Annotated in this window: 15 protein-coding genes; 5 read left to right on the forward strand and 10 right to left on the reverse strand. The window is 36.1% G+C overall.

Annotated features, from left to right (window positions below; all coding sequences use genetic code 11):
• Positions 1-95 precede the first annotated feature (95 nt).
• The 4 genes from R2Q59_RS07660 to R2Q59_RS07675 are packed head-to-tail and all read right to left on the reverse strand — an operon-like array spanning position 96 to position 8,081.
• Positions 96-1,589 carry an arylsulfatase gene (locus R2Q59_RS07660; protein WP_316784910.1) on the reverse strand — a complete coding sequence of 498 codons (1,494 nt, stop codon included), beginning with the start codon at positions 1,587-1,589 and terminating at the stop codon, positions 96-98.
• A 20-nt stretch (positions 1,590-1,609) separates the two neighbouring features.
• Positions 1,610-5,443 carry a TIM-barrel domain-containing protein gene (locus R2Q59_RS07665; protein ID WP_316784914.1) on the reverse strand — a complete coding sequence of 1,278 codons (3,834 nt, stop codon included), beginning with the start codon at positions 5,441-5,443 and terminating at the stop codon, positions 1,610-1,612.
• Between the two features lie 18 nt (positions 5,444-5,461).
• On the reverse strand, positions 5,462-6,736 hold the full coding sequence (locus R2Q59_RS07670; RefSeq protein WP_316784917.1) for a DUF2264 domain-containing protein: 1,275 nt from the start codon (positions 6,734-6,736) through the stop codon (positions 5,462-5,464).
• Positions 6,717-8,081: a glycoside hydrolase family 88 protein gene (locus R2Q59_RS07675; protein ID WP_316784919.1), complete on the reverse strand. Its 1,365-nt coding sequence runs from the start codon at positions 8,079-8,081 to the stop codon at positions 6,717-6,719. The genes R2Q59_RS07670 and R2Q59_RS07675 overlap by 20 nt, the downstream gene beginning before the upstream one ends.
• A gap of 390 nt (positions 8,082-8,471) precedes the next feature.
• Here R2Q59_RS07675 and R2Q59_RS07680 point away from each other — a divergent pair, with 390 nt between their 5' ends.
• The 5 genes from R2Q59_RS07680 (at position 8,472) to R2Q59_RS07700 (ending at position 13,006) form a co-directional block, all read left to right on the forward strand.
• Complete coding sequence (locus R2Q59_RS07680) at positions 8,472-9,653, forward strand: sensor histidine kinase (RefSeq protein WP_316784921.1); 1,182 nt, start codon at positions 8,472-8,474, stop codon at positions 9,651-9,653.
• Between the two features lie 5 nt (positions 9,654-9,658).
• A complete protein-coding gene (locus R2Q59_RS07685) occupies positions 9,659-10,102 on the forward strand; it encodes a response regulator (protein ID WP_316784922.1) in 444 nt (147 codons plus the stop codon).
• 10 nt (positions 10,103-10,112) lie between these two features.
• Positions 10,113-11,651, forward strand: a complete 1,539-nt coding sequence (locus R2Q59_RS07690; RefSeq protein ID WP_316784924.1) for an ATP-binding protein — start codon at positions 10,113-10,115, stop codon at positions 11,649-11,651.
• Positions 11,652-11,732: 81 nt separating this feature from the next.
• Positions 11,733-12,422, forward strand: a complete 690-nt coding sequence (locus tag R2Q59_RS07695; RefSeq protein ID WP_316784926.1) for a Crp/Fnr family transcriptional regulator — start codon at positions 11,733-11,735, stop codon at positions 12,420-12,422.
• Positions 12,422-13,006 (forward strand): molybdenum cofactor guanylyltransferase, encoded by a 585-nt coding sequence (locus R2Q59_RS07700; protein WP_316784928.1) that lies wholly within the window; start codon positions 12,422-12,424, stop codon positions 13,004-13,006. The genes R2Q59_RS07695 and R2Q59_RS07700 overlap by 1 nt, the downstream gene beginning before the upstream one ends.
• A 355-nt stretch (positions 13,007-13,361) precedes the next feature.
• Here the strand turns inward: R2Q59_RS07700 and R2Q59_RS07705 are convergent, their stop codons facing one another.
• The 6 genes from R2Q59_RS07705 to nirD all read right to left on the reverse strand — a co-directional run bounded on the left by R2Q59_RS07705 (position 13,362) and on the right by nirD (position 21,295).
• Positions 13,362-14,840 carry a rubredoxin gene (locus R2Q59_RS07705; protein WP_316784931.1) on the reverse strand — a complete coding sequence of 493 codons (1,479 nt, stop codon included), beginning with the start codon at positions 14,838-14,840 and terminating at the stop codon, positions 13,362-13,364.
• Positions 14,841-14,846: 6 nt separating this feature from the next.
• The gene (locus R2Q59_RS07710) at positions 14,847-15,344 is read right to left on the reverse strand and encodes a nitrate reductase associated protein (protein ID WP_316784933.1); all 498 of its coding nucleotides are present in this window, start codon (positions 15,342-15,344) and stop codon (positions 14,847-14,849) included.
• Between the two features lie 84 nt (positions 15,345-15,428).
• Entirely contained in the window at positions 15,429-19,013 is a 3,585-nt protein-coding gene (locus R2Q59_RS07715) for a molybdopterin-dependent oxidoreductase (RefSeq protein WP_316784934.1), read from the reverse strand.
• Between the two features lie 93 nt (positions 19,014-19,106).
• Positions 19,107-20,405 (reverse strand): MFS transporter, encoded by a 1,299-nt coding sequence (locus R2Q59_RS07720; RefSeq protein ID WP_316767567.1) that lies wholly within the window; start codon positions 20,403-20,405, stop codon positions 19,107-19,109.
• A 90-nt stretch (positions 20,406-20,495) separates the two neighbouring features.
• Positions 20,496-20,891: a hypothetical protein gene (locus tag R2Q59_RS07725; protein WP_316767569.1), complete on the reverse strand. Its 396-nt coding sequence runs from the start codon at positions 20,889-20,891 to the stop codon at positions 20,496-20,498.
• Positions 20,892-20,950: 59 nt separating this feature from the next.
• Positions 20,951-21,295: a nitrite reductase small subunit NirD gene (gene nirD, locus R2Q59_RS07730; RefSeq protein WP_316767571.1), complete on the reverse strand. Its 345-nt coding sequence runs from the start codon at positions 21,293-21,295 to the stop codon at positions 20,951-20,953.
• Between the last annotated feature and the right edge of the window lie 48 nt (positions 21,296-21,343).

The following is a 21,343-nucleotide window of genomic DNA, read 5'->3' on the forward strand; positions in this document are numbered from 1 at the left end:
TTATCTTTTGGACTTTCTCGACTTTCAGACTTTCAGGCTCCCCCATTTTACCTTCCCATTTCCCATCTTACACCTTCCATTTTCCATCTTACACCTTACCTCTTACCTCTTCCATCCATTTGCGTCAATAAATCCTTTAACTCTTTAGTTTTTGAAGGAAATTTATCAGCTACATTATTTTTTTCGACGATATCGGTATTTAAGTCATACAGTTGTTCGCCTTGTTTTCCAAAAGGCGCTATGTATTTCCAGTTATTCTTTACAATAGCTAAGTTATTGAAACCCTCTTCTATCATTACACTTCTACCGAATTGTTGTTTACCCACAAAAGCATTAAAGTGGTTTTCGCTATCTGCAGCTTCACCATTTTTAATAGGCACCTTTAAATAACTGGCAAAGGAGGCTAAAAAATCTACCTGATTAACCATCGCCATTGATACAGCAGGTTTAATCTGTGCTGGCCATGATATAATGAATGGCACTCTTGTACCTCCTTCGTACACTTGCATTTTACCGCCTCTTAACAGACCAGCAGGTAGGTGCCCTTCATTTTTACTGACCGCTTCATCTGCGTAACCATCATCTAACACAGGCCCATTATCACTGCTAAATATGATAATGGTATTTTTAGTTAAACCCAATCGATCTAGTTGTTTGGTAAGTTCACCAACTGCCCAATCCATTTCTAGGATAGCATCTCCTCTATAACCCAATGAACTTTTACCTTTGAACATACTTGCAGGCATACGAGGTACGTGAATATCATGTAATGCGTAATACAGGAAAAATGGTTTTTTTTGATTCTCTTCAATAAAATTCATCGCCTTGAAAAGGAAAGTTGGAGCCAGTTCTTCATCAGTCCAACGAGCTTTTTTACCACCTTCCATAAATCCAATACGACCAATTCCGTTTACAATGGTATTGTTATGTCCAACTGAGGAGTTTAATTTAAGTAGCTCTGGGTTTTCTTTTCCGGTTGGTTCGTTACCAATTTTCTTCTGATAATCAACTCTAATCGTATCATTCTTTTCTAGGCCAATTACCTTATGGTTTTCCATGAATACTGTCGGTACCCTATCTGCCGTTGCCGGAAAAATAAAAGAATAATCGAAACCAATTTCATTTGGACCAGGACTGATATCTCCATTCCAGTCCTTAGTTACCTTATCTCCTAAACCTAAATGCCACTTACCTACAATACCTGTTTGATAACCAGCAGTTTTAAAAACTTTAGGTAAGGTTATGTTTTTTGTTGAAACTACCAATGCAGCATCACCTGGTAAAATATTGCGTCCTTTTTCTCTCCAAGGATACTCGCCAGTCATTAAGGCATACCTAGATGGTGTACAGGTTGCAGAAGTAGTATGGCCATTGGTGAACCTTACGCCAGCTTTTGAAAGTTTATCTACGTTTGGAGTTGCAATTTTTGTAGCGCCATAACAACTTAAGTCTCCATAACCTAAATCATCAACATAAATGATAATTACGTTTGGTTTTTGCTGCGCTTGCAATGAAAAGAAAGTGAAAAGTAAACCCATTAGAATTAGGTTTACTTTCACCACTTTTTTAATGAAGAAGGAATCAATCATTTTATTTTTCTGTAAGGAGACTAATCAATTTTAACAGTATTTAGCTGTTGATCTACCAATAAGCCATTGCGTAGTTTAAGGTCGAACTTTAACTTACGTTTTGCTTTTAGTTTGATTACAAATAAATCGCTAGTACCAGATAAGGTTTCCTTATTACCTAAATTCGCAAATGTTGGATACAAAACTTTATCACCATTGGTATGCAACCTATCATTAGTTAGGTTATCCATTTGTTTTGTATTTAAGCTCTGTACGGCTACAAATTCATAATCTTGTGAGTTATAAGGTAGGGCAAAACTTAATGCGTTTACCGATTTAAGATCAATACCTTTAACCTTAATTTCAATAATTTCATCTTTGTTATAATTCTGTTTTGAAGTACTTAACTCAAGTTTACCTGCAACCTTAGCATCAGCTTTATTCACTTTTACACCGCCCTCTAATTGTGTTGCCACAACTGAAATATCATAAGCATCAATCAATTCATTTTTGTTGATATCGCCATTGCTAATGTAACCTTCAAAATCAGCATCACCTTTTCTTAAACCTGTGTAATTGATGTAAGAAGTAAAGTCGTTTTTATCAATCAAACGGTCGTTGTTAATATCGCCTGGCAGGTAACTTTCTGTACCTGGAACTTTGAACACATATAATTCGCGACCAGAACCATAATCGCCAACAGCTTCAGTAACTGAGATTTTGATGTACCTCGTAGTTGGATGAGTTGGGAAATTAAATATTTTAACATCATCTGTCCTTGGCCATTCAAATGGGCTTACTTCAGTCCAGTTTTCTTTATTGTTACTGTAAGCAACACTTCCTTTTAGGATAACCCCATTCCCTCTTCCAGAACGAGGCAGGTAATGAAACTTATCCAATTGATTAATTGATTTTAAGTCGATAACCATATCAAATGGAACAGCTTTAACGCCATATTTTGTATGCCACATGCTTGCTTCATCAAAGTCGAACAATTTAGTTGGTCCTTCTCCACCTTGATTTTCTGCTGTGGTTTGTGCTACAATTCCTTTAATCGCAAACTCTAAAGGATTGTTCTTTGTTTTAGCTGTGATGGTTGTCCAATCTGAAAAGCCATCTTTATTTACAGCACGTAATTTAAATGAATAAGCAGTTTCTGCAGCTAAACCTTCAAACAATAAAGTGGTATCTCTGATGGTTGTATAATGCATGTTGCTAAAATCTATCTCATAAAAATCTGCATTTTCTACCTTTTTCCAAGTTGGCTTAAGCGTATAAGCTTCTCTATTTTTTTCGGTAACACCAGCATTTAATGGCGCTGCTAATTTTCCTGTAGAGATGCGTAGTTTATCAGCAGGTTCGAACTTAAATCCTTCAATACTTACCGTTACAGGATTTACCGTGATATTTGTAACTGGTAATTTAACCAATAACTGAGGATTTTTAGCGATGACAACTTTTTCAAACTCGCTGCCTTTTGTAGCAAACCTGTTTAAGTTTGGCGTTGCATCATAGAAAAAGGTATTTTCTTTTTTCAAGAAATCTTGCATCGAGCTTACCTCGGTTAATTTCACTTTTTTACCTCCTATTTTAGCAATAATCTTTGTTGGTTTTGCGGTAACATTAACAATCAACTCTGTTGCTTTTTCATTTACAAAACCATCAAAATCGCCTTTGGCAGGATGAATGGTTAAAGTGGCAATTTGCTTTTGATTAACCTCTGATTCGATTAAACTAGAAACGCCTTTGCCTAACTTATAAGATTCGGTCTTACCATCGTCATCATATTCAGTAAATGAGGTTTTTCCTGCCGGATAAAATTGATAAATTCTATTGCCTTTGTTAATTTCAGAAACATTATTATTCGGGTTAGCCATCGGGATAATTGCTCCTTCTTTAACTAAAACCGGCAACTTCCATAACGGCGCATCAAAACTATTGATAATGCTATTTCCTGCGTATTTATCTCCCGTAAAATAATCAAACCAAGTACCAGTTGGCAAATAGATATTATCGCGAATATCATTACCTTTTTCGTCTAATTTAGTTGCCTGATAAATTGGTGCTACCAAGAACGATGGTCCGTATAAATATTGGTATTGTGTTGCCGTTCCGTTTGTATAAGCATTCGGTTCGGCTAAAAACATTGCCCTGATGATTGGCAAACCATTAACCGCCTCTTTAGCAATGCTATAAGCATACGGCATTAATTGTGATTTTAGTTTTAAGTAAGTTCTATTTATAGAAGTAATTGGCTCACCCAATGCGTGTGGGTATTTCTCATTTGAACCCCATCCATCCATATTTAATTGAGTTGGCGTAAAGGTTTTCCATTGAAAATCTCTTGTGTTTATAGTAGTATTTTTTCCTCCAAAAATACCATCCATATCTGAAGTAATATTTGGCTGACCAGATAAGCCTGAACCCAAATAAGTTGGAATATGGAAACGAATGTATTCCCAAACACCGCCAGTTTGGTCGCCCGACCAAATGCTTGCATAACGCTGTGTACCTGCCCAACCGTCTAAAGAAATAATAAAAGGTCTGCTGTTGTTCCCGTATTTCGGAATAATTTGAGCAACATCGGCAATGCCATTTAAACCGAACGAATATCCAGCACCTACCCAAGCCACATCAGTTTTTAAAACCCTAACACCAGCATCTCTAGTTTCTTTAATAATATCACGTTGCAACAAAGCGCTTACACCTTCTTTTGGATGAAGATTAGATTGTGTCCATAAACCGATTTCTACTCCATTTTTACGAGCATAATCGCCAAAATCTTTAAGATTAGCAATGTTGCCATCTAAAGTTTCTGTTTGTCCGTAACCTGCACCATAACCGTCATTAGGCAACAACCAACCAAACGGCATATCATTCTTTTTATACCTATCTATTACTGCACGGGCAGAGAACTGATAATTATTCTTTTCGCCATTTAAAGATTCTTTTACACCTCCATTGTCTTTCTGACTTTCCTTGTATCTTTTTCCATCCTCAAACAATAATCCTTTTTCATCTTCCTTCCAATAATCTCTGTTATAAGCATTTAAGTGACCTTGGTAAAAACCAAATTTTGGCAATAAAATTGGATTACCTGTTAATTGGTAAAAATCATTTAATAAGGCAACAGTTCCATCATCAACCATCAAAAAGACATCTAAATAATCTGTTTCGTGAGCTAATTTTACTATTCCATTTTCTTTTGCCCCAAAATCATAACTTCCTTTTTTAAAGGTGTACCACATCATTGCGTAACCCTTTGTAGACCAATAATAAGGTGTTGGAGATGCTACACCACCATCTGTCCAGCTGTTTTGATTTTCTATGGCTATTTTTTTGCCCTTATGAGAGAAACGACCATTTTGTACACCACCTCCATAAAAATACTCATCAGCATTTTCTTTTAAAGTAAGAGTCACCTTGTCTTTTTCAAAGTTGACAGGAGATACTTCTGTTAATACAACAGCTTTTGTAGCTCTATTGATTACTTTTATCAATGATGTATTTTTATCTACTTGAACATCAATTTTTGCTGTTGAAACCGTGATTTGGTTATTCGTATCAACTATGTTTAAGCTAGTAACAGGTCTTCTTGGATTTTCTACCAATATTTTAGCTTCAGGTTTTGCTTCAGGATCTCTAAGCATCCCTCCTGCATTGTCTTGAAACAACCTAAAGATGTTTTCTCCGTAAAAATCTAAAGTCAGTTTTTGGTTATCTGGTAGTAAGAGTTCAACAGAAGTATCATTGATTTTTTTGGCACTAATTACTTTTGTGTTTTGCGCTAACAAAGGCATGGCCGATGCTAAAAGAACGAAAACAACTAAGTGTGCTATTGTTCTAATGTAATTGGGAAGAGAAAATATTTTCATCTTTATAAAATTTCTTTTTTAATATTCTACGTGATAATCTTTTTTAAATGCTTGTCCGCTCCAAGCTTTTTTTGCGGTCCAATCTGCCGCATCTGCAGTCCAAAATACATTATCTGCCGGTAAACCTAAGGGTAAAAAACCTAATGTAGCCATATACAAACTACCAGTTGAAGTATAGCCATCGGCAATGCCGGGTTGTGAACCACAAAAACCCAAAACTAACCAACCATTGGCATCAAAGTTATTGCATTGATCAAACATGCGATGCATAACAGCAGTTACCCCACAACGAACTTGAGCTGGACTAATTTGCGACGGCAATTTTTCCATCAAGGCTACCTGACCTAATGCTTGAAAAGCCGCAGTGCGATAAGTAACAGACCTACCCATTGGAACATAAGTACCATCAGGACTAATGATTCTTTCAGAAAACTCAGAATAACGTACCATTCGTTTTACAGCAGTATCATACATATCTATTGGAACTCTCTTTTTATCTGAAAGTACCTTGAAAAAATCGACTAACATGGGATGAATGACATAAGAGTTATAATAATCCATGCTAAAGCTTGGTCCATCGCTATACCAACCATCTCCTTGATACCATTCTAATATTTTTCTTTTTGCAAACTCTAAACGTACAGGATCTGCTTGTTCGCCAATGCTCAATAAAAAAGCTTCGTTAATTCCTGCAAACAACAACCAATTGTTATATGCTCCAGTACGTGTACGCAAGGCTTTAAACTCTTCAGCAATGCGCTTTTTAGTTACGTCATCTAATGGTTCCCATAATGCTTTTGGTGCTCTTAAAAATGCTTGCGCCATATAAGCAGCATCTACTATCGGCTGGCTTTCCGTTCTAAAATTCAGGTAATCTGGATTTGCTGGGTCTACTGCATTTGCAATACCTTTTAAAAGTGCTTCACGTAGTTTTTTGCGCATTTGCCCTTCTTTTGTCTCATCATCAGGTAAAGCAAGCCAAGGTGCAACACCAGCCATTGTTCTGCCAACTGCTTCTAAGTAAGTAACCTTTTTAAAGAAATCTGTTTTCTGACCAGGAGGCACTTCCACTGGCATGTTCTTTTTTAAGGTACTGTTAGAAAGGTTTAAAATAACTGGCGAAGACATCTTATATAATAGATTTGCCCAATATTCGCGGTCTTGGGCGCCAGTAACAACTGGATTAGGTTTTGCCTTCTTTTGAGCTTGAGCTTGAATGGTAACAGTAGATAAAACTACTGCCAAGCCCATATATTTAAGTTTATTTATCACTTTATTTTGTGCTAATTTCAAAATATCTGTTAGTTCCTGCAGAAAAATCTACAGTATATTGTAAGAATTGAGGTGTTTTACCTTTATAGATAATGGTCGATGGAATTAAAGTTTTGGTTGCCGCATCGTTTACTACTACGTTTTTAGGGTCAGCTTTTTTAATTTCTTTTTTAATATCCGACCATTTTACCTCAACAATTTGTTTTTTTGAGCTAGCAGTTTCGTTGTAAACCTCTTTAATAAATACATTGTCTTTTTGGTTTAGATATAAAGGAAGCATTTCGCTACCTGCTAAAAGGAAAGCGCCAACACCATACACATCAGTATCATCATAACCAACTTTATCTGGTGCTGCACCTTGTGCTTGTACAAAACCTAATTTACCATCTGGGTGAATAGATGTAACCAATGCCAACCAAGCCTTATTAACTACAGGTTGGTATTTTTTAGCTGGCAATAAACCATTGTTAATTCCCCAAGCCATTGCATAACAGATAAATCCTGTTCCGCTGGTTTCTTTTGAGGGGTAACTTGCAGGGTCAAGCAAACTTGCGTGCCAGCTTCCATCTGGTTGTTGTAAAGCTGCCAGTTTATTAGACATATCTTTAAATAAGCCTTCTAATTTTTTGCGTTCTGGATGGTTTTTTGGCATTACAGAAAGTACCCTTACCAAACCTCCTATTACCCAACCATTACCACGGCCCCAAAATACTTTAGTGCCATTTTTCTCTTTTTTATTGAAATAACGGCTATCTCTATAATAAAGCTTTTCATCTTTATCATAAAGGTATTCAGTTGTTTTCATCCACAGTTGTGCAGACTTATCTAAAAATTTAGCATCACCAGTTGCATCAGTTAAATAGCCCAAAGCTGGAGGCCCCATGAACAAAGCATCGCACCAAGCCCATTCTCTTAAGTGGATATTTTTTTTCCATTCCAAACCTTCGGTATGTGGTAAGGTGGTAATTGTATCAGCCAATGCTTTAAAATCGGCAATGTATTTTGGGTCTTTATAAATCTTATATAATTGAGAATAGAGCTGCCCAACACAGTAATCATCAGCAAAATAACGGTATTTGCCTACTTGCCATTTATTGTCTTCTCCAACCTGAATCAATTTTCGGTAATAGGTTTTATCATTCGCTAGTTTAGCCCAAGCTACCATACCAGTATACATGGCTCCACTTGTCCAATCTTTTTTAGGATTTTTCCAACCCACTTTCTCTAAAGTTTTCCATTGCCAATCGGCAACTTTTTTCATTTGAAAGAAAATAGAATCGCTTGTTAAGGCACCAAATTGACTTTTAGCGACCCCAGCATTTAGAAAAAAGAAAATTAAAAAGAATAAGGATATTCGTTTATTCATTGGTTTATTTGGTTGTGTGTTAATTAATTATTACCAAATTAAACATGTAAATCTTTATATACATAGTTAAGGACAACACAAACGTTTGATTTTTTTTAGATGTTTTATATTAAAATCAGAATCGATTTGAGTTAGACCTTGTTACAACACGCAATTTGTTGTTTTATGTAATCGAGTACCTAACCTTCTTGTGACATATTTAAGAATACGCTAGAAAATCAAACGTTTGTGTTGATATAAATACCATTGTTATTTATTTTCTGAAACAATTACACAGTTTATTATGTTAACTTTATAAAATACCAAGGAAAATTAACCTCAATCACCTTCCCTGTTGTTGCGCTAAAATATCAGCGTCTATTTCTTACCAACCGTTTGCAAGTTTAAAAAATGAAAAAACACACTTCAGATGGGCAGGAAACTACACATTTGCTTAACCTAAAAAATTCAGAACAAGAAAATCAAACTGCTGAATTAATTATTGCTAATAAAGAAATCGCCTTACAAATTGAAGACAAGGAAAATCGTGCAGCTGAATTAATCATTACCAATAAAGAACTCCTCTTCCAAATCCAAGAAAAAGAAAACCGAGCGGCAGAATTAGTTATTGCAAACAAAGAGCTAGCTTTTCAGAATGAAGAAAAGGAAAATAGAGCAGCAGAATTAGTTATTGCCAATAAAGAGCTAGCTTTTCAGAATGAGGAAAAAGAAAAAAGAGCTGCTGAATTGATTATCGCTAACAAAGAATTGGCTTTTCAGAACAAGGAAAAAGAGAAAAGAGCTGAAGAACTAATTACCGCAAATAGAGAACTTAAGAATGCTGAGGAAGATATTCGCATTTTAAATGAAGAGTTGGAACAAAAAGTTATTGAACGAACTGCACAACTAGAACTCGCCAATAAAGAATTAGGTTCTTTTTCATACTCTGTTTCGCATGATCTTAGAGCGCCAATTAGAGCTATAAATGGGTACTCAAAAATTCTTTTAGAAGATTATGTAGAAAAGCTAGATGTAGATGGAGAAAAAGCCCTTCAATCTATCATTTACAATTCTAAAAAAATGGGATTGTTAATTGATGATTTACTGGCCTTCTCTAAACTTGGCAGGAAACCAGTTACAGTTGCCGAAATTGATATGAATGCGCTGGTTCAGCTAATTAAGGAAGAATTGATTTTCGATAAAGATGAACACATACCGCAATTTGATTTAGAAGTATTGCTAAATGCCAAATGCGATAAATCATTAATTAGACAAGTGTGGATAAACCTCATCTCAAATGCCATTAAATATTCTAGCAACAAAACAAACACACATATAGAAATTGGCTCCTATCTAGAAGAAAATATGGTTGTTTATTTTGTAAAAGATAATGGCGCTGGTTTCGATATGGAATATTACGATAAGCTCTTTGGAGTTTTTCAACGTTTGCATTCTCAAGAAGAATTTGAAGGAACAGGTATAGGATTAGCAATAGTGCAAAAGATTGTGCACAGGCATAATGGAAATGTTTGGGCAGAATCAGAATTAGAAAAAGGCAGTTGTTTTTATTTCAGCTTGCCAGCAATAAATTAAAGAATATGGAATACGAAAATATAGAAATACTATTTGTAGAAGATAGCGTAGATGATGCCGCTTTAACGATAAGGGCATTAAATAAAAGTGGTTTTACCCAAAAATTGTTACACGTTAAAGATGGTGCAGAGGCATTAGATTTTTTGTATTGCAAAGGAGTTTTTGCATCCAGAAACCCTAACCAATTTCCAACACTGATTTTATTAGACTTGAAAATGCCCAAAGTCTCTGGCATACAAGTTTTAGAACAGGTTAAGGCTGATAAAAGAATGAAATCTATTCCTGTAGTGATGTTAACTTCGTCTAATGAAGGACCAGATATTGAAAGATGTTTCGAATTGGGCGCTAATAGTTACATCGTAAAACCTGTGGAGAGTGATAATTTCTCAAAAGCAATTAAAGAAATTGGTTTGTATTGGATGGTTTTAAGCCAACCACCACATTTGTAAACTTTAGACGATGCTTACCAACCTAAAAATCCTAATTGTTGAGGACAATGATAGCGATGCTGATTTACTCTTACGTGAATTAAATAAAACTAGCTTAGAATTTAGGACTCTTAATGTTCAAACACGTAAAGATTTCGAATCTGCATTAATAACATTTGAACCAGATTTGATATTATCTGATTATGCACTGCCTTCATTTGATGCGGTATCAGCTTTTGGAATTGCGCAAGTTAACCATGCCCACGTTCCGTTCATCATTGTTTCAGGATTCATCGGAGAAGAAAATGCCGTAGAATTAATCAAAAATGGAGTTACCGACTACGTTTCAAAAGAAAGATTATATACCTTAACTACTAAGATAAAAAGAGCGCTTGATGATGCTAAAATAAGAAAAGAGAAAATCATCACCGATAAAAAACTAATCTTCCAATCAGCAGAGTTACAAACCTTAAACCAACAACTCGAAAATAGAGTCATCAAACGCACCAAAGCTTTAGCTGAAAGTGAAAATCGTTTCAGGAATATGATGGAAACCATACCTCAAATTTCTTGGACAAACACAGTTGATGGCGATGTGGTTTATTACAATCAACGATGGTACGATTACACCGGTTTAACCGAAGTAGAAACCAAGAGTTTAGGGTTTGATGCGGCCATTCATCCCGATGATATAAAAATTAGCGGAGAAAAATATTATGCCATCATAAAAGGAAGTTTAGGTGGAGAATTTCAAGTTAGAGGAAAAAGAGCGGACGGAGATTACCGTTGGCATTTAATTAGGTTAATGCCTATCCTTAATCAACAAGATAAAATTGAGCTTTGGGTAGGAACCGCTACAGACATACAAGAATTAAGACTTTTACAGCAACAAAAAGACGATTTTATTAATATTGCAAGCCACGAGTTAAAAACTCCAATGACAACCTTAAAGGGTTCTTTACAGTTATTGGATAGACTTAAAGAAAATTTGCAATCGCCAATGTTGCCCAAATTGATATTGCAGGCTAACAGAAGTATGGATAAAGTAAATGCCTTAATCAACGAATTGCTAAATTCTAGCATGGCAAATGAGGGGCAACTTCATATTAAAGTTAAAAAGTTTCGCCTAGCTGAAATGATAGACCAATGTTGTTTAGATGTACGTTCTGGTAGCAAATATATAATTACCACCACAGGAGATTTACAATTAGAGATAGTTGCAGATGCTTTAAGAATTGAACAAATCATTAATAATTTTGTAAATAACGCAATTAAGTATGCGTCAGATTCTAAAAACATCAACATCTTAATAGAAAAGATAGATGAGTATGCAAAAATATCTGTTATAGATAACGGACCTGGAATTCCCCAAGAAAAACTTAAACATCTTTTTGATCGTTATTACCGAGTAAATAGTAGCGAAAGTCAGTATAACGGTCTGGGTTTAGGGCTTTATATTTGTTCAGAAATCATCAAAAAACACAATGGCACAATTGGAGTAGATAGTGAGCTAGGAAAAGGTACTGCCTTTTGGTTTACCTTACCGATTGAACAGGTTGTTTTAAACTAACATTACAAAACTGTACTCCTCTACATATTTTAACATCAATTTTATCCATTTAAATTCTATTTTTGTTCAATAGCCCAAACAATGAAGAAAAATAAAAGCTGCGATTTACAGACCTGTTTCATGTGCAAACTCTCTTTGCAAGAATGGCATCCAGCTATCGCTAGTCATAAACAAAACTTCACAGCTAAAAAAGGCGAACTCATCATTAAGGAAGGCGATCCGGTAACTGGCGTTTATTTTGTAACTTCTGGTAATGTTAAGGTGCATAAAAAGTGGGGCGATAAAGAATTAATCTTACGTTTTGCTAATAATGGAGCTATTTTTGGTCATAGAGGAATTGCCTCAGACCTATCTTTTTATCCCATCTCCGCAACCGCATTAGAGACCACTACGTTTTGTTTTGTGCCTATCGATTTTTTTAAGGCAACTTTAAAAGTTAATCACGATTTCGCTTATAGCATGCTGATGTTTTTTGCTGATGAATTAAATGCATCGGAAAAGAAAATGCGCAACCTAGCGTTAATGTCTGTAAAAAGCAGATTAGCAGTAGCGATATTAAGTTTAAGAGACCAATTTGGAATAAATGTAGATGATTGTCTAAATTTAGAACTAAGCAGACAAGATTTAGCCGCATACACCGGCGCTACCTATGAAACTGTTTTTAGAACAATGAACGAATTAATTGCCGAAAAACTGATTTTGTTAAAAGGGAAAATGATCAGCATTGCTGATGAACAAGGTCTAAGAGACTTAAGCAACCAGATTAAATAATGATAGGTTTAGTGCTTTGTGGCGGGCAAAGTGAGCGAATGGGTTCAGACAAAGGAATCTTATTAGCTGATGGCCAAACTTGGGCAGGCCTAGCCGAAGAAAAACTGAAAGCCCTAAACCTTTATGTTAAATTTTCAGTTAACTCAAATCAGGAAAGCGATTATGGCAACCTCTTTCAAAAGGAAAACCTCATACCTGATGATCTTACTTTAAAGATTGGCGGACCACTAAAAGGCATCTTATCGGCTCATTTATCAGCACCTGTTGAAGATTTATTCGTTTTAGCTTGCGATTTGATTAAAATGGACATCAGTTTAATGAACAGGCTGATGAATGAAAAGATACAACATCCTGATTTTGATGCTTACGTTTTCTTAAATAATGATTTTTATGAGCCTTTGTGCGGTATTTATACAGCAAAAGGTTTAGCCAAGATCATGAAGCTTTACAATGAAGGAAACTTGAAAAAACACAGTATGCATGCAACGTTGGATTTGTTAAATACTTATAAAATACACCTATCTGCTTCAGAGCAAGGTTATTTCAAGAACTTCAACTCTCCGACTGAGATTAACGAGTTATAATTTAAGGTTTTTTGAAAAGCAAAACCTGCTTTCCATTTGAATGTTAGTCCCGCATTTCGTTTCAATCTTTTTGTCTTTCCACAACTTGTCTCGAAACTTCGACAAGCTCAGGATGACAAAAAGGATTTCCACTTCAATCGGGTTTATGATACATAGGTTTGTGCTACTATGAGGGGTTTCCCTGCACTGGCTGAAGTTAAATAGCCCTAATTGAAGCGGTATCTTTTTTAATGTCATTCTGAGCTCAGTCTGCACTGAGCTCGCCGAAGTGTCGAAGGACATTAAAAAAATACGAGCGAAAAGTAGGACTACCTTAAATTGTAGCATTATTACTGCGCTTCGAATGCTTAACCAATTACACTAACTGAAGTACCTTTTTCTCCACCTTAACAAAACCAGCCTTATCATTCTCACAAAGTGAACAACAAAAATCAGCAGGTAAATCATCGAATTTTGTACCAGATGCAATGCCTTGATTGAGGTCTCCTAAATCTTCACTGTAAACAGTGAAACAATCGCCGCATTGATATAAAAATTCTATTTCCTTTGGCAAAGAATGGTTTGATTTTTTTTGAGGAATGAGCTGTTCATTTTTAACTGCTAACCTAGTTTGATAAAACTTAAGTACTGCCCTACGCAATTGCTCCGGCAATAATGATTTAGGATTTCCCTTGCTAAACACAAAGCCTGTTCGCTCATTCGGATTAAAGTTTTTAGCACATAAAATATCATAAACAGCAAATAACTTTATACCTAAAAAATTAAGAAGATGCCTTTTTCTGATCAGAATACTACTAAAAATCTCACTTTTCTTTCTAGTTTTTATCCCAAAGCAAATCCCAAAGGTACGGGTGTCATTTACACTTAAATGTTTAACCAAATAGTTCTTTAGCTCTAATCCTTCCACACAATGGTCTTCTACCTGAAAGTTTAATTCGTTTGCCGCATGGCGCATGTTTACTTCAAATTCTTCTAATAAAGCATTCCAAGATTGTTTGTGTTGCTCATCAATTCCTTTAATGATAATTGTTTTCCAAGATGTACAGCAGAGTTGTCCGAGTTTGGTTTCTTGACAGAGCAGGCAGATTTTCTTTAAAAAATCGACCGCAAACAGTTCATCACGTCTATAAATCCCTAACCAATATTTATTGTTGTAACGGTTTAATCCTTCGTAATAAGGTAAATTGAAAGCAGAAAGTGAAACTGGACTTTCAGCTGGTTTAATGATAAACCCAGAAACGTCTAATGCAGCAAAAAGCTTTTCTCCATTTGCATTTTCATTATCAATAAAGGCTTCCCGATTGTCATTGATGATGGCTTCTAATTTTTGAGTTATCGATGCTATATTGTTAGTATAACAGAGTTGATTCCATTCGTAAACTACATTGGTTTTAGGAAAACGGATAATGAGGTGCCAATAATGTGCCGATTGCGAGGAAGCCACCCAATTGATGTTACCAGTTAACATTGGCGTAAAACTTTGATTATTATCGCAAATATTAACCTTAACCGATGGTCTAAAATTAATGGCGTCAAAAATATCCTTATAAACACCTTCGGTTAACCAAGTATTGCGAATAAATATTTCTTCGGCCGGATAAGAGCTAATAATATTTGGAAAATGATGGGTATCAACTTCGTAATCGATTCCTAGTTCATCCAATTCTTTTGTAAATGTTTCTACGTTATATGATTCTAGATCAATCAACAATTGTTGCCTTAAGCCAAATCGAACATACCTTAACCTTACTTTTGCAGCTGCAACAAGGATATTGTAAAGGCTTCCAGGAGAAATAATGCCACCAGGAAAATTGATGATAACTGTCTGTTCCATAATTCGCTAGCTTAATCCAAATTCTAACATTGCTTTTGGAAAGTTTTTATTCTCGTGACCAGGCCTACAAAGTTTCAACAATACAAAACGCTGTATATCTGATAAATTCTTCCATTGATTTATAGAAATATGCAAATCCAGCTCCTGTAATTTTTCTTGTAATACAATTGGAAGCCGGTTAAATTCTCTCCAAGCAGGTGTTTTGTCTACAGCAATAATTGTAGCTTCATTATTGGTATATTTTTTAATTAAGCCAACTAGATAACTATGATATTTATTAAGCGCTGTTGAGTTTGAAATGGGCTTTATGGCCAGTTCTACCCGTTCATCAGTATTAAACTTACTCCATTCGGCCAGTTTTAGCTTGATACCAACTGCATCCATCTTAAAGCGAACAATCATTGGGATGCAACGAACATTATCTTCCATAAAATCTTCTTCGAAATTGAAGTATTCAATTCCTTTCAGGTTTATAAATTCAGATGGTTCGATAACTTTTTTCATTTATATATTTTTTATTGTCGTCATTGCGAGGAAGGCTTCTATTGCCGACGAAGCAATCTTAAAGCACTTAGGGTAGGCAAACATCTATAAGGAGATTGCTTCGGGCGATGAAGAATCGACCCTCGCAATGACGTGGTTTTCAGGTTCTGGTTTCATCACATTTACAAATGAATCTAAAATAGCTTTAACTTCTGGTCTGCAACTCCCGCAACCCATACCTGCTCCCGTGAGTTGGCATAACTGCAAATGATCTGTACAACCATCCTTAATTTTATTGATTAAATTTCCTTCACCGACATTGTTACAGCTACAAACTGTTTTGCCAATAATAGGTTCTGCGGTATTTCCGCTTCTTAATAGTTGAAGTCGTTTTTCACTCAACTCCATTTTATTTTCTATCAAGTTCCTAAACTCTAAAAACTCGCTCTTGTCTCCAATTAAAATGGCACCTACCAATTTATCATTGTGCACAATACATTTTTTGTAATAACGCTTGGCACGATCTATAAATACTATTTCTTCGTAGGTTGGGTCATCATTTGGTATTTCTGCCAAACCTAAACAACAAACAGCTAAACTATGCATTTTTAGGATGTTCATTAACAAACTTCCACTGTAATATTTAGCAATATCACCACAAAGAAATCTGGCAACAATTGCCGCTTGTTGTTCTGCAGCAGCAGTTATTCCGTAAAGTTCGCCATCAAATTCTGCAATTTCACCAACTGCAAAAATATCCTTTTCGCTGGTTCTTAAATATTCATCAACTACTACACCTCTTTTGCAATCAATTCCAGCTTCCTTGATCATTTCTATGTTAGGCACTGTGCCAATGGCGATGACTAATGTTTCGCAATCAATTAGTAAACCGCTTTTTAAACGAATGCCCGAAATATGCTTGTCTCCCACAAAACGATCTACTTCATCGTTATAAAATATCTCTATGCCCTTGCTTATCAATTCTTCATGCAACAGCTGACTGCCCAAGGCATCCAATTGCCTACCCATCAACCTCGAAATCCTTTGTATGATTGTTACTTTTGATCCTGTTTCTGCCAAAGAAGTTGCCAGCTCAATCCCCAATAAACCACCACCAACAATAACTACCCTTCCTGTGGTTTTATCAATATGTTTTCTAAAACCATCTGCATCTACTCTGCTCCTCATGGTAAATATACCACCCAATTTCGGAATATCTTTTAAAACAAACGCCCTGCTTCCTGTAGCCAATAACAATACGTCATAACTATGGATGATACCATTGTCATCTGTTACGGTTTTATTTTGTTTGTCAATTGTTTCAACACCTAAACCGCGATGTAATTTAATGCGATAATCATGTTCCTCACTATCGCTCATCTTGATTAGGTTTTGCCAAGGCAAAGTGCCAATGATATAATCGGGCAATAAAACTCTATTGTAAAAAGGAAAATTCTCTTTACTAAAAATCTCTATGTCATCTGTAGTGTTTAATGCTCGGTAACTCTTCACAAAACCACAAGCACCTGCTCCTGCACCGATTACAACAATTTTCTGCCTTGCTTTTTGGTAAGGTTTAACTTCTACAGCCGTAAATTTAAAATCAGGTTCCTTACTAATAGGATCAACCAAATTATTGGTCAAGTTATTTACCCTGTTTAAGTCGCTACCTAAAATCTTGCCCCAATGCATTGGCATAAAAACAACGCCTGCTTTAATATCGTCAGAGAATTTTGCCTTAACCCTTACATTACCCCTCAAACTTAAAACCTCAATTACATCGTTATCAGCTACATTTCTTACTTTTGCATCGGCAGGATTAATCTCTAAAAACGACTCATTAATATGTTGGTTAAGCTTATTTACCTTACCTGTTTTGCTTCTGGTATGCCATTGATCCCTAATTCTACCTGTGGTTAAAATCAAGGGATGTTCAGGTGTTAATGGTTCTGACTGATTTTCATCACCAAAAGATTGAATATTTGCTTTTTGATCAGGTGTATAAAATTGATGGTCCGTAAATAATCTTGCCGTACCAAAACCTTTCTCCTCTTTTGGATATGGCCATTGAACCGCACCTTTTTCTTTCAAAATGGCATAATTCAATCCGCTAATATCTATATGAGTTCCTGCCGTTAGTGCTGCGTGTTCTGCATAAATGGCTGCAAAATTTTCAAAATCAAAGCCTTCATAGCCCATTTTTTTCGCAAATCGACAAATGATTTCAGCATCTGGAATTGCTTCTCCAGGAGCCTCCACAATTTTACTGAGGTAAGAAATATAACGACCAGCATTGGTCATTGTGCCTTCTTTTTCTGCCCAAGCAGCCGCTGGTAAAACTACATCAGCATATTTTAAAGTTTCAACTTTGTTGCTGATATCCTGTACTACAACAAATTTGGCTTTTTTCAGCCCTGCTTCCGCTATGCGAACATCTGGCAAACTAATTAATGGGTTGGTACATAAAATCCAAACCGCTTTTAATTTACCAGTATTTAGCTCCTCGAACATTTCAGTAGCCGTTAATCCTGGCTTTGCACTAATTGTACCTAAAGGGATTTGCCAAAACTTTTCTACTTCATTTCTGTGACTTTCATTCGCTAGATTTCTATGCGCTGGCAGCAAATTGCTTAATCCACCAACTTCTCTACCACCCATTGCATTTGGTTGTCCGGTTAATGAAAATGGACCACTACCAGGTTTACCAATATGACCTGTAATGAGATTTAGGTTAATTAACGATAAATTTTTATGCGTACCAATTACACTTTGGTTCAAACCCATTGTCCACATAGTGATGAAACCTTTGGCATTCCCAATAAAAGATGCGGCAAGACGGATATCATTTTCATTAACTCCACAAATAATTGCCGCTTCAACTATAGATTTCTCAAAAACAGTTGCCCTATATTTTTCGTAACCGTTAGTACTATTATTAATGAAATCTTGATCTACTTTACCGTCTTCTATCAAACACCTTCCTATGGCGTGATGCAAGGTAATATCAGTTCCCGGATTTAATTGTAAATGAACATCAGCCAAAGAACAAGTTTGCGTTTTTCGAGGGTCGCTTACAATAATTTTTAAGGCAGGGTTTTTCTCTTTGGCTGCTTCTACCCTTCTCCATAAAATGGGATGGCACCAAGCAGGGTTCGCACCCGAAACGAACAAACAATCGGCCAGTTCTAAATCATCATAACTAATCGGGACGCTATCTTCTCCCAAACTCATTTTATAGCCCATTACTGCGCTACTCATACACAAACGACTATTCGTATCGATGTTATTACTGCCAATAAAACCTTTGATGAGTTTATTTACAACGTAATATTCTTCAGTTAAACATTGTCCGCTGGCATAAAAAGCAACACTATCAGGACCATATTTGTTAATCAGCGTCTTAAAAACTGCAGCCGTTCTTTCTAAAGCCACGTCCCAACTTACCCTTTGCAAAGGCATATTTTTATTGTATCGCATTTGCGGATAAAGTAAACGATCACTTTTATCGTTAACCGTATAATGCAAATTCATTCCTTTGCTACACAACATACCTTTGTTAACAGGATGATTTTCATTACCTACCAAGGTTATATTCTGATGCGCATCCTTAGAAATAACAATACCACAACCTACTCCGCAATAACAGCAGGTTGTGGTTTGAGTTGTCGGTATGTTTTCTTTATTCGTCATGTTTTTTTTTAGGGTTGATGGTCGATAGTCCATGGTCAATAGGCAACCTGGCCATTGACCATCAACCATCGACTATAAGCCACTATCAACTCACTACTTAGCAGTCGCCATATTCAAGTCTTCAACTCCTGAGCCTTTTTGTGCGGTAACGGTTCTAAAAACAAGCACTGCAATTCCAATTCCTAATATAATATAACCCAGCAAGGTGAAAGCTGCCGTATAATCAATCAAGTCTTTTTGAACGGTGACCCCATTTTCTACTACGTTTTTAACAACATGTGTTGCTTTGGCTTTAAACAAAAATGCAATTAACATGGCTCCTATGTTGCCACCAGCGCCTACAATACCTGCTACACTTCCTACAGCTAATGGATTAATAAAAGGCACTAAACTGTAAGTTGCCCCATTGGCCATTTTTAAACTCATGCCAAAAATGAACATCATTAAAATAGCCATGCTAATGTTACCAGATTTAGCAAACCACACAATGCCAATACCCTCTACTAAAAGTAAAATAGAAAGCAAAAGTGTTTTACCGTCAAAGCCCCAAGTCTTGCCTATTTTATCAGCAACGATCCCGCCTAGTGGCCTGGCGAAAATATTAATCCAACCGAAAATACCAGCTACCATACCTGCTATGGCAATGGTAGAACCGAATGAATCTGTAAAAAAGATTGGTGCAAAATTGTCTACCGTAATTTCTACGCCAAAACAAGCAGCGTAGGCAATAGTTAAAATCCAAGTACGGTAATCTTTAGCCGCAATTAAGAAGGTATTTTTTGTGGTTTTTTCAGTCGCAGGCAAGTCTTTAAAATCACCTTTGGGACTATCCAACGTATAACGATGATATAAATAAGCGCAAACTAATAACATCACCCCTGGTATAACCATGGCAAATCTCCAGCTATCCTGGGTACTACAAAGACCAAGCGCTGTAAAGCCAGATGCAATTAAAGGCATAAAAAAGTTAGCTGCTCCACCACCAGCATTACCAAAACCACCAGCAGTGGCATTAGCTGTGCCTTTAATGTTTGGCGCAAACATGATCGAAGTATGAAATTGGGTAATTACAAATGATGCGCCTATAACGCCAATTGCTAATCTGAACAGTAAAAAAGAAGTGTAGGATTGACTAGTACCAATTAACAAAACAGGTATGGCGCAAATAACCAATAACCAAGTATATATTAATTTTGGTCCAAATTTATCTATTAACCTACCGATTAATAAACGGGCAATAATGGTGGCAGACACTGATGCAATTTGAATGTTACCAACTTGGTCTTTAGTAAGATGCAGTTGTTCTCTTGCAATTTTCATTAAGGGAGCCATCCCAAACCATGCAAAAAAACAAAAGAAAAAAGTAAGCCAAGTAATGTGAAAGGTTTTCATTTGAACACCTTTTAGCGAAAATATATTAAGCCTGCTGAGCGGCTGAGCGGTTATATTAGTCATGATTGCTTGATTTAAAGGGGTAATTAATTAAAATTTATAACCTAGGCCTACGCCCACATTCCATTTTCCATCTTTAGCTGCTGTTTTAGCATTATAGTAAAATGGTACTTGTAAGGCTACATGATGAAAAACAGCCGTTGCACCAAAACCTAAGTTTGGAGTTACCATGCTATTTTGTTTCGCACCTGCAGCAACCTTATCTTCCTTAATTCTTAAACTTGGTAACATACCTACTAATATGGCGTATGGTTTTTTAGCAAACTTTATACTTGGTCCTGCGCAATTGATAAAAGCGCCATTATCTACATATCCTGCTACGAAAATGCCTTCAAATAAAACAGCTTTGGTTTGAGCTTTAACGGTAAAAAAAAGCATAGTTAACGCTAGGCAGCCAGTTAAGGCTACAAATTTTTTATAATTCATGATTTCAGTTTTTGGTTGGTTTAAATTGCGTATGAGTGGTTATTTCATACGATTATGATTTATTTTGGGAATTTCCCAATGTAGACAATTCCGTTATCAATTTTTACAGGGTAGGTTTTAATGGCGCATTCATCGCCACTTAAACATTCTCCCGTATGAAGTGAAAAAGTCTTTTTATGGAATGGGCAGGCTACCTTTGGTTCGTCGGTAGTAGATCCAATCATTCCACGGCTTAAAGCCATCTGTTTGCGGTGCGGACATTCATTCTGCGTTGCAAACCATTCATTTCTTCTTTTAAAATAAAAAAGGGCAATTTGTTCTTCACCATTTTTTACGCAAACGCCGCCATTTTCTACGGCATCTTCGACTCGGCAAGCTGCTAACCAATTTGATGTTTCTGTCATCTTCTTGAGGGTTTAGGGGTTCATAATTAAACTGGTTCATAGTTTTTA

Origin of the sequence: Pedobacter frigiditerrae (genome assembly GCF_032678705.1) — a bacterium.
GTDB lineage: Bacteria > Bacteroidota > Bacteroidia > Sphingobacteriales > Sphingobacteriaceae > Pedobacter > Pedobacter frigiditerrae_A.